At 47.8% G+C, this 11,544-nt stretch carries 5 protein-coding genes and 1 pseudogene; 3 read left to right on the forward strand and 3 right to left on the reverse strand.

The window, feature by feature from the left end; translation table 11 throughout:
* The first annotated feature begins 2 nt into the window (after nucleotides 1-2).
* Both RAC86_RS12210 and RAC86_RS12215 read left to right on the forward strand, forming a co-directional pair.
* Nucleotides 3-7,142 carry an amino acid adenylation domain-containing protein gene (locus tag RAC86_RS12210; RefSeq protein WP_072565209.1) on the forward strand — a complete coding sequence of 2,380 codons (7,140 nt, stop codon included), beginning with the start codon at nucleotides 3-5 and terminating at the stop codon, nucleotides 7,140-7,142.
* A gap of 14 nt (nucleotides 7,143-7,156) precedes the next feature.
* Nucleotides 7,157-7,366: an MbtH family protein gene (locus tag RAC86_RS12215; RefSeq protein WP_014115006.1), complete on the forward strand. Its 210-nt coding sequence runs from the start codon at nucleotides 7,157-7,159 to the stop codon at nucleotides 7,364-7,366.
* A gap of 249 nt (nucleotides 7,367-7,615) precedes the next feature.
* Here RAC86_RS12215 and RAC86_RS12220 read toward each other — a convergent pair whose 3' ends face one another.
* The 3 genes from RAC86_RS12220 to adeR form a co-directional block, all read right to left on the reverse strand.
* On the reverse strand, nucleotides 7,616-8,293 hold the full coding sequence (locus RAC86_RS12220; protein WP_014115005.1) for a YukJ family protein: 678 nt from the start codon (nucleotides 8,291-8,293) through the stop codon (nucleotides 7,616-7,618).
* Nucleotides 8,294-8,405: 112 nt separating this feature from the next.
* On the reverse strand, nucleotides 8,406-9,542 hold the full coding sequence (gene ald, locus RAC86_RS12225; RefSeq protein ID WP_072565208.1) for an alanine dehydrogenase: 1,137 nt from the start codon (nucleotides 9,540-9,542) through the stop codon (nucleotides 8,406-8,408).
* Nucleotides 9,543-9,643: 101 nt separating this feature from the next.
* Nucleotides 9,644-10,873 carry a sporulation transcriptional activator AdeR gene (gene adeR / locus RAC86_RS12230; protein ID WP_053407036.1) on the reverse strand — a complete coding sequence of 410 codons (1,230 nt, stop codon included), beginning with the start codon at nucleotides 10,871-10,873 and terminating at the stop codon, nucleotides 9,644-9,646.
* A gap of 570 nt (nucleotides 10,874-11,443) precedes the next feature.
* Between adeR and RAC86_RS12235 the strand changes: the two are divergent.
* Nucleotides 11,444-11,544, forward strand: a pseudogene (locus tag RAC86_RS12235) (WXG100 family type VII secretion target); the annotation flags it as partial.

The raw sequence follows: 11,544 nt of genomic DNA on the forward strand, positions 1-11,544 counted from the left end.
GGATGCCTGATACAAAAGACCTTCAATATTCTTTGACCGGAGCGCAAACCGGCATATGGTTTGCTCAGCAGCTAGATCCGGACAATCCAATCTACAATACAGCGGAATATATAGAAATCAATGGATCAATCAATATTGCTCTTTTTGAAGAAGCTTTGCGGCACGTGATAAAGGAAGCGGAATCGCTGCATGTCCGCTTCGGTGAAAATATGGACGGGCCTTGGCAGATGATAAACCCGTCTCCGGATGTACAGCTGCACGTCATTGACGTCAGCTCTGAGCCTGATCCGGAAAAAACAGCATTAAACTGGATGAAAGCAGATTTGTCAAAGCCGGTCGATTTAGAATATGACCCTTTGTTCAATGAAGCTCTGTTTATAGCCGGGCCTGATCGTTTCTTTTGGTATCAGCGCATTCACCATATTGCGATTGACGGCTTCGGCTTTTCCCTGATTGCCCAGCGTGTGGCAAGTACGTATGCCGCGCTTATGAAAGGACAATCAGCTACAGATCGTTCCTTTGGGTCGCTCCAAGCGATTTTGGAGGAGGATACAGATTATCGCGCATCAGAGCAGTATGAGAAGGATCGCCAATTCTGGCTGGATCGTTTTGCTGATGGACCAGAAGTTGTGAGTTTAGCTGATCGTGCGCCAAGAACATCTAACAGTTTTCATCGTCAAACGGCGTATTTGCCTCTATCTGATGTGAACGCATTAAAAGAATCGGCGCGCTATTTCTCAGGAAGCTGGCATGAAGTCGTGATTGCAGTGTCAGCTGTTTATGTGCACCGGATGACCGGCTCTGAGGATGTTGTGCTCGGTCTGCCTATGATGGGACGGATAGGGTCCGCATCACTGAATGTGCCGGCTATGGTGATGAACCTTCTCCCGCTCCGGCTGTCTGTAAGCTCTTCAATGAGCTTTTCTGAACTTATTCAGCAAATTTCCCGGGAAATCCGCAGTATTCGGAGACATCATAAGTATCGCCATGAAGAGCTTCGGCGTGATCTGAAATTAATAGGAGAAAACCATAGATTATTTGGTCCGCAAATCAACCTCATGCCGTTTGATTACGGTCTTGACTTTGCCGGGGCCCGAGGAACAACGCATAACCTTTCAGCCGGTCCTGTCGATGATCTATCAATCAATGTATATGACAGAACGGACGGCAGCGGGCTGCGGATTGATGTAGATGCGAATCCTGAGGTATACAGCAAGTCAGATATTAAACTTCATCAGCAGCGGATCTTACAGCTGCTGCAAACGGCTTCTGCCGGGGAGGACATGCTGATTGGGCAAATGGAGCTTCTATTGCCAGACGAGAAAAAACAAGTCATTCGTGAATGGAATGAGACGGCAAAATCTGAGAAGCTGCTCAGCCTTCAGGACATGTTTGAGAAGCAGGCAATCCTTACGCCGGAACGTATCGCTCTCATATGTGATGACGTTCAAGTAAACTATCAAGAGCTGAATGAAAAGGCAAACCGCCTCGCGCATCTGTTGATCGAAAAAGGGCTTGGTCCGGAGCAATTTGTCGCTTTGGCGCTGCCGCGTTCTCCAGAGATGGTGGCTTCGATGTTTGCTGTACTAAAGACGGGTGCGGCGTATCTTCCGCTTGATCCGGAGTTTCCGGCTGACCGAATTTCTTACATGCTCGAGGACGCGAAACCATCATGCATCATAACGACTGAGGAAATAGCAACCCGTCTGCCTGATGACCTGTCTATTCCGCAGCTTGTGCTTGATCAGACTGTTACACAGGAGGTTGTAAAACGCTATTCGCCTGACAATCCGAATCTATCGGTTTCTCTTGATCATCCTGCGTATATCATCTATACCTCAGGATCAACAGGAAGGCCGAAGGGTGTCGTTGTTACGCTGAAAAGCTTGAGCAATTTTCTGCTGTCCATGCAGGAGGCATTTTCTCTAGGAGAAGAAGACAGGCTGTTGGCTGTGACGACTGTCGCTTTTGATATTTCAGCATTGGAGTTATATCTTCCGCTTATCAACGGGGCGCAAATCGTGATCGCAAAAAAAGAAACGATCCGTGAGCCCCAGGCATTAGCTCAAATGATTGAATATTTCGATATCAATATCATGCAGGCGACACCGACACTATGGCATGCTCTGGTGACGAATAAACCTGAGACACTTCGGGGGCTCAGAGTGCTTGTCGGAGGCGAGGCGCTGCCGAGCGGCCTTTTGCAGGCGCTTCAAGAGCTTCATTGTCCAGTCACGAATTTATATGGACCTACTGAAACAACGATTTGGTCTGCAGCAGCTTTTCTTGAAGAAGGGCTGAAGGGCGTTCCGCCAATTGGCAAACCGATTTGGAATACGCAGGTGTATGTGCTTGATAACGGTTTGCAGCCGGTGCCGCCGGGAGTTGTCGGAGAGCTTTATATTGCAGGGACAGGCTTGGCTAGAGGTTATTTCCGCCGCCCTGATTTAACGGCTGAGCGTTTTGTGGCAGATCCATACGGACCGCCGGGGGCTCGGATGTATCGGACCGGAGATCAGGCCCGCTGGCGCGCTGATGGGTCTTTGGATTATATCGGACGGGCGGATCATCAAATCAAAATTCGCGGGTTCCGAATTGAACTTGGAGAAATTGATGCCGTGCTTGCCAAGCATCCGGACATCGAACAGGCCGCGGTTGTCGTTCGGGAAGATCAGCCGGGAGACAAACGATTGGTGGCATATGTAGTCGCTGCTTCAGCTATTGATACTGCCGCGCTTCGCCGTTATGTGGGTGCCAGTCTGCCTGATTATATGGTGCCGGCGGCATTTGTGGAGATGGACGAACTGCCATTAACACCTAATGGCAAGCTCGATCGGAAAGCACTGCCGGCGCCTGATTTAAGCACATCTGTCAGCGATCGGGGACCGCGGACTCCTCAGGAAGAGATATTGTGTGACTTGTTTGCCGAGGTTCTTGGTTTGGCACGCGTCGGCATTGATGACAGTTTCTTCGAGCTTGGCGGTCATTCGCTTCTTGCAGCCCGTCTGATGAGCCGCATTCGCGAGGTAATGGGAGCCGAACTCGGTATCGCGAATCTATTTGACGAACCGACAGTAGCCGGACTCGCTGCCCATCTTCATCAGGCGCAGAGTATACGCCCCGCATTGCAGAGAGCTGAGCGGCCTGAAAGAATTCCGCTTTCTTTTGCCCAGCGCCGGCTATGGTTCCTCCATTGTCTTGAAGGGCCTAGTCCTACTTATAATATTCCGGTTGCTGTCCGTCTGTCGGGTGAGCTGGACCAAGGAGTGCTGCAAGCGGCACTTTATGATCTCGTCTGCCGCCATGAAAGCCTTCGGACGATTTTTCCTGAATCACAGGGGACATCTTATCAGCATATTTTAGACGCTGATCAAGCAAGGCCTGTTTTACATGTTACAGAAATTGCTGAGAAGGAGCTTTCTGAGCGGTTTGCTGAAGCTGTTCGCTACAGTTTTGATCTTGCAGCTGAACCTGCTTTTCGTGCTGAGCTTTTTGTCATCGGTCCTGACGAGTACGTGCTGCTTCTCCTCGTGCATCATATTGTCGGGGACGGCTGGTCCTTAACACCGCTGACCCGCGATCTTGGAGCGGCTTATGCGGCTCGCTGTCACGGAAAAGCTCCTGAATGGGCGCCCCTTACTGTGCAATATGCAGACTATGCGCTTTGGCAGCAAGAACTGCTTGGAAGCGGGGATGATCCAAATAGTTTGATTGCCGGACAGCTTGCTTTCTGGAAAGAAACCTTGAAGAATCTGCCTGATCAGCTTGAACTGCCAACCGATTATTCACGTCCGGCTGAACCGAGTCATGATGGGGATACGATTCATTTCCGCATTGAGCCTGAGCTGCACAAGCGATTGCAGGATCTGGCCCGCGCAAATAGAGTGAGCCTGTTTATGGTGCTTCAATCTGGTCTCGCAGCTTTATTGACAAGACTCGGGGCGGGCACTGATATTCCGATCGGCAGCCCGATAGCGGGTCGGAATGATGATGCGCTAGGCGATCTAGTGGGGCTGTTTATCAATACATTGGTGCTCAGAACCGATACGTCCGGTGACCCAAGCTTCCGTGAGCTTCTTGACAGAGTGCGGGAAGTGAATCTGGCAGCCTATGAAAATCAGGATCTGCCTTTTGAGAGACTCGTAGAGGTGCTCAATCCGGCTCGTTCGCGTGCGACGCATCCTTTATTCCAAATCATGTTTGCGTTCCAAAACACACCGGACGCTGAACTGAATCTTCCTGACATGGAAAGCAGCCTGCAGATCCACAGTGTCGGTTCTGCCAAGTTTGATTTGACGCTGGAAATCAGTGAAAATCGTCTTGCTGACGGGACTCCAAACGGATTGGAAGGACTGCTCGAGTACAGCACTGATCTTTTCAAGCAGGAAACTGCTCAGGCTTTTGCTGACCGTCTGATGCGCCTGCTGGAGGCTGCCGAATCTGATCCTGACCAGCAAATCGTAAATCTGGACATCCTTGCACCGGAGGAGCGCAGCAGCATGGTGACAGATTGGCAAGGTATATCTGAAAAGATTCCGCACGCATGTTTACCGGAGCAGTTTGAGAAACAGGCTGCATTACGTCCTGATGCCATTGCCGTTGTTTATGAAGATCAGGCACTGAGCTACACAGAGCTGAATGAAAGAGCAAATCGGCTTGCCCGCATGCTGATTAATGAAGGTGTCGGGCCGGAGCAATTTGTGGCATTGGCACTGCCCCGATCATTAGAAATGGCTGTCGGGCTACTGGCGGTGCTGAAAGCCGGAGCAGCTTATCTGCCTCTTGATCCGGATTATCCGGCTGATCGAATTGCTTTTATGCTAAAAGATGCACAGCCCGCGTTTATCATGACGAACACTAAAGCTGCAGAACACATTCCGCCAGCGGACAACGTGCCGAAAATCGTACTGGATGATCTCGAACTGGAAAAGAAACTAAACACATATCCAGCTGATAATCCGGATAATACGGATCGGATCCAGCCGCTTACGCCTTTGAATACGGCGTATGTCATTTATACATCCGGCTCAACAGGTGTTCCAAAAGGTGTGATGATTCCTCACCAAAACGTAACGCGTTTATTTGCAGCGACCGAGCACTGGTTCCATTTCAGCTCAGACGATATCTGGACCATGTTCCACTCCTACGCATTTGACTTTTCAGTGTGGGAGATTTGGGGTCCTCTGCTGCATGGCGGGCGTCTTGTCATCGTGCCTCATCACGTCAGCAGAGCGCCAGAAGCATTTCTGCGCCTGCTTGTCAAAGAGGGTGTAACCGTTCTGAATCAGACACCGTCTGCTTTCTATCAGTTTATGCAGGCGGAACGGGAACAGCCGGATCTTGGACAAGCGCTCAGCCTGCGCTATGTCATTTTTGGCGGAGAAGCACTTGAACTCAGCCGTTTAGAGGATTGGTATAACCGCCACCCTGAAAATAGACCGCAGCTTATCAATATGTATGGTATTACAGAAACGACTGTGCATGTGAGCTATATCGAATTAGACCGAAGCATTGCAGCTTTACGGGCAAACAGCTTGATCGGCTGCGGCATTCCCGATCTTGGTGTTTATGTGCTGGATGAGCGCTTGCAGCCGGTTCCGCCGGGTGTTGCTGGAGAGCTGTATGTATCAGGAGCGGGGTTGGCACGAGGCTATTTAGGCCGGGCTGGATTAACAGCAGAACGCTTCATAGCTGATCCGTTCGGTCCTCCGGGTACCCGAATGTATCGCACTGGGGATGTGGCCCGCCTCCGCGCTGACGGTTCTCTTGATTATGTCGGCCGTGCCGATCACCAAGTGAAAATTCGGGGCTTCCGAATTGAACTAGGAGAAATTGAAGCGGCGCTAGTTCAGCATTCGCAGCTTGAAGATGCGGCAGTAATCGTGCGTGAGGATCAGCCGGGAGATAAACGTTTGACAGCTTATGTCATACCTTCTTCGGAAGACACAATTGATACGGCGGAACTGCGCAAATATGCTGCTGAGAGACTGCCAGATTACATGGTGCCTTCTGCCTTTGTAACGATGAAAGAATTGCCGCTGACACCGAATGGAAAGCTTGACCGTAAAGCGCTGCCCGCACCGGATTTCGCAGCGGCCGTGACAGGACGCGGACCGAGAACGCCGCAGGAAGAAATCCTCTGTGACCTGTTTATGGAGGTGCTTCACTTGCCGCGTGTCGGCATTGATGACCGTTTCTTTGATTTAGGCGGACATTCCTTGCTTGCTGTACAGCTGATGAGCCGCATTCGCGAAGCACTCGGCGTAGAACTCAGCATCGGAAACCTATTCGAAGCGCCGACTGTAGCCGGGCTTGCAGAAAGACTTGAGATGGGCTCAAGCCAAAGCGCACTCGACGTTCTGCTGCCGCTCCGAACAAGCGGAGACAAACTTCCTTTATTCTGTGTGCATCCGGCAGGCGGACTCAGCTGGTGCTATGCCGGTTTGATGACGAACATAGGAACAGAGTATCCGATCTACGGCTTGCAGGCACGGGGAATCGGGCAGCGGGAAGAGCTTCCGAAAACACTTGACCACATGGCTGCCGACTACATTGAACAAATCAGAACAATCCAGCCGAAAGGACCGTACCATCTGCTGGGCTGGTCCCTTGGTGGGAATGTCGTTCAAGCGATGGCCACCCAGCTGCAAAATCAAGGGGAAGAAGTATCCCTATTGGTGATGCTGGACGCCTATCCGAACCACTTCCTTCCTATAAAAAAGGCGCCGGATGATGAGGAAGCGCTTATTGCCCTTCTGGCGTTAGGCGGGTACGACCCAGACAGCTTAGGGGACAAACCGCTTGATTTTGAAACGGCAATTGAGATTCTTCGCCGGGACGGAAGCGCGCTTGCAAGCCTGGATGAATCGGTCATTTTAAATCTGAAGAATACGTATGTCAATTCTGTCGGCATTTTAGGCTCATATAAGCCGAAAACCTTCCGTGGAAATGTCTTGTTTTTCAGATCAACAATCATACCTGAATGGTTTGATCGGATTGAACCGGATTCGTGGAAGCCTTATATTAACGGACAAATTGAACAAATCGACATCGACTGCCGCCATAAAGATCTTTGTCAGCCGGAACCGCTCGCTCAAATCGGCAAGGTTCTCGCTGTCAAACTGGAAGAGATGAATAAATAAGGGGGAAGAAAGAGATGGCAAATCCTTTTGAAAATGCGGATGGCACATATTTGGTGCTGATCAATGAAGAGGGCCAATATTCCCTGTGGCCCGGTTTTATAGATGTGCCGAGCGGCTGGACAGTCGTTCATGAGCAAAAAGGGCGTGAAGCTTGTCTGGACTATATTCAATCGCATTGGAGCGATATGAGGCCCAACAGCCTAAAGCCTGTTGAAAATGTGTAATCGCATGAAAAAGAGACTGCTTGCCGCAGTCTCTTCAGCGTGTCGATAAACCCTCGCATTCGTTGTCAAGTCTGCGCGTTGGTGCTCACGAATTAGAATATTCGCTCCGCTCCAATGCTCACCTTTCCTAGACTTCAAGGGTTTTCAATCACGCTGAAAAGATGACAAAATCCTAAAGCTTTAAAAACGCTTTAGGATTTTGTCAACCATCTTTTGAAGAGACTGCTTGCCGCAGTCTCTTTTTCTATCTTACGCAGACGTTTGGGTATGATCACAATCTCTGACTGGGTTTCCGTTTTCATCCGTACACCAAGATTGGGATAAAAACGCTAAAAACACAGCGGCCCACTGATCGGCGAATTGAATCAGAATGCCTCCGTCATGCCAAGAGCCGTTGTCTTTTTTCCAGCGGCTATCCATTGCATTCCCTTGATTCATATGGATATTGTGCATGCCGTTGGTCGGGGTAAAACCGAATATTTTATCTGCAGCCTGTTCCGGCCCAAATTTTGAACCGAAAATATAAATTGGTGCTTTCTCTTCTTGCGCTTTCTTCATATACGTTTCAATAAAGTCATTTAAATCATTATCAGGCCCCGTGATCTCATGCGGCAAAGGCTTCATTTCTCCCGGGTCAAACAAATTGCCCCGCACATAATCCAGCGCCACTTCACGGTTTGCTTCATTGATCTTTGTATATCCATACGGCATGTTCGGAAGGATGGTAATTGAGCTTGAATCAAACTGATCGTCAGCCAAATACAATACTTCAGATTCCTCGGAACTGGACATCACATTGATGGCGCACCTGTAATACGTATTCTCTTCACCGAGCACTTTGACTTGGAAATGAGGACTGTCATCATCAGTTTCCCGCTTCATATCTAAGACAATGCCTTTTAACACGCCATATTGCTGAACAGCCATATGAATCCTCCTTTATGATCAAGTTTCATCGTTTTAGTTCGTGAAATGGTCTCTTTTTTCCTTTTAAAAAATAAAAAAAGCCTGCAGAAATCTTTCTGCAAGCTCAATGTCATTAAGCACCTGCCACAGATGACTCATCCTCTAAAGCTTTCTCGGCAGGAACATACTCATATCCTAAATCCTTTGCCACAGCTTCATAGGTCACGTGTCCGTTTGCTGTGTTTAAACCAGCTTTCAGTGCCGCATTGTCTGCGAGCGCTTTTGCTGCCCCTTTGTTAGCGATTTGCAGCGCGTATGGAACAGTAACGTTAGTCAGGGCGATTGTTGATGTACGAGGGACAGCGCCCGGCATGTTCGCCACAGCGTAGTGGACAACGCCGTGTTTTTCATATGTCGGCTGATCATGTGTAGTAATATGGTCGACAGTTTCGACGATGCCGCCTTGGTCGATCGCAACATCGACAATCACTGAACCCGGTTTCATTTGTTTTACCATTTCCTCAGTGACAAGAGTCGGAGCTTTAGCCCCCGGAATTAAGACCGCGCAAATGAGAAGATCCGCTTCCGCCACAGCATCTGCAATATTGACCGGATTAGAAATTAACGTTTTAATCTGATGGCCGAAGATGTCATCAAGCTGGCGCAGGCGGTCTGCGTTTAAGTCGATGATGGTCACGTCCGCCCCGAGGCCGACAGCCATTTTCGCTGCGTTTGTGCCGACTACGCCTCCTCCGATAATCGTTACTTTTCCGCGAGAAACGCCTGGCACTCCGGCAAGCAGAATGCCTTTTCCGCCTTTAGGTTTCTCTAAAAATTGAGCTCCGATTTGCGCTGCCATTCTGCCTGCAACCTCTGACATCGGCGTCAGAAGCGGCAATGTCCGGCCCTGACTAACCGTTTCATATGCGATCGCCGTAACTCCTTTATCTTTCAAGGCTTGTGTAAGCTTAGGCTCAGCTGCTAAATGAAGGTACGTAAACAGCACAAGCCCTTCGCGGAAGTAGACATATTCTTCCGGCAGCGGTTCCTTTACCTTCATGACCATTTCGGCGTCCCACACCTGTTTCGGGTCAGCGATGATTTCCGCTCCTGCTGACTCATAGGCTTCATTTTCAAATCCGCTTCCAAGGCCCGCGCCTGTTTCAACCAGCACCCGGTGGCCGTTTGAAATGAGCTGAGAAACGCCTCCAGGTGTTAGTGCGACACGGTTTTCATTGTTTTTTATCTCTTTAGGAACCCCTATGATCATATCTGTCTCCTCCTGTATCTGTGATGTTTTTAGTGTAGCTTGATTCTTAAGAAAATTCTTTGTTTGAAAAAGAAAATAAAAAAACATGGATTTGTGAAATTTCACAAATCCATGTGCCGAAGCTTGATATCTAAATAGATGGTGAATTTTTGATTCACATTTTTTAAATCGATTTCAGCAATCTGGCTGATACGCTTGAGACGGTAATTCAACGTATTAACGTGTATATTTAATATCTTGGAGGCTGTATTCACGTTGCTGTCTGCTTCAATAAAACGCTCTAGCGTTTCTACCATATTTGACTGGTGATCTCGATCATACTGTTCCAGTTTGGAAAGCGAATAGTTAAAATATCCAGTCTGTTTCCGTTTTTCATCTAAGATATCCAAGTATTGATAAATGCCTAACTCAGAAAAACTGAAAAGATGTTTTGTCTCTTCTGCGAAACGTTCCTTTGCTTTTAAGACAGACAATGCCTCCTGATAGGAGCGGGAGACAAAAGAAATAGAATGGTATATTCCGCCAAAAGCGATAGAAACGTCTTCTATTTTATAACGTTCTTTCAGCTGTTTTTGCGTACTTAAAGCAAACTGCTTTAAATCTTGAAAAGGGTGATCTGTTTTAGGGGCGGTTAAAATAATGAGTTCATTGGAATCTACGGTTGTCAGCAGTACGTGAACCTGCTGGGTCGTTTCCTGCAAATATTGCAGCTGCTGTTCGATTTTTTCAGTCAGCTCGCCGTTTATCCGGATGATCATAACGGAAAACTCAGAAGGGGCGGCCATTCCAAGCTTGTGGAAGCCATCCGCCATGTCATGCTCCTGATGAATGTGTCCGGTCAGCATTTTCCAGAAAAATTCTTGGCTGCGTTCTTCATTTTTCGTTTTTCTGATTTGGAGTTTGAGAAGCTTGTTTCTCACTGCTTTTGCCGCCATTTGCAATGTCATCAGATCATCGTCAGACAATGTTTTTTGGATCTCAAGCGCCCATATGAAGCCAAGCACTTGGTTGTTTTTCCAAATGGAAATTGCAACGCGATTGCTTAGTCCGACTTCATCTATTTGCTTTACTCTGATCGGCTGGTCCGTTTTTAAAAGAGCTGGAATCGTCCCATCTTTCCACAACTTGTTAATGACCTTCTCGGGTACTCTTCTGCCAATGATTGTAGACGTTCGGGCAGGATCTGTGCAGTCACTGTGTGTGCTGTAGGCAAGCAGCTTGTGGTTAACATCCTCTATGGTGATCGGGCACCGCAGAACGTCGCTGATATGATCAGCTACATCTTCAAGTCTGTCAAAACTGTATTTAAACGGATCATTCGGCATGGTCATAAATCTCCCTACTTTTCATGCTTGATTTCTCTTTGACATCTCATCCCCTTCCTTTTATTATGATTGTTGTTGTTTGGGAAAATCAACAACAAAGAGCGGAAGCCAAAAAAACAAGTACATGGCATATTGAGAGCAACGTCTTAATATATGATTGGCGGTGTATTCGCCTTTTTACAGTACAGTTGTATGCCTTAAATGATACGAAACTTATCCTATTATTCTTCTAAGAAAGTCATTGGGGGGCAAGACTGATTAAGGAAAGAAAAAACTGAACCTTTCAGAAATGGTGCTGTAGCATCAAATTTTCTGAAAGGTTTTTTTTGGGAGTTGGTGAATCATTTGGGTCTTTTGGATTATTCGGAGAATGAAGAGAAGATTAAGAAAATAAACCTACTTGTTTAACAATATATGTCATTTTTAAGCGATTCGGGATAAACCATTGGACTCATTTTGTAAAATTAAAACATATTTGTTTGACTGTACCGAAAAACTGTTTTTATAATAATGACGTTCTAAAAATAAGTGAATTAGCCCATATTTAGGCTGATGGCACAGGAGGTAATGAGGAATATGGCAGGATTAATTCGTGTCACACCCGAAGAGCTAAGAGCGATGGCGAAGCAATACGGCGTTGAAAGCCAAGAAGTATTAAATCAGGTTGATCGTTTAAA

Source organism: Bacillus sp. LR_5, from assembly GCF_042709275.1.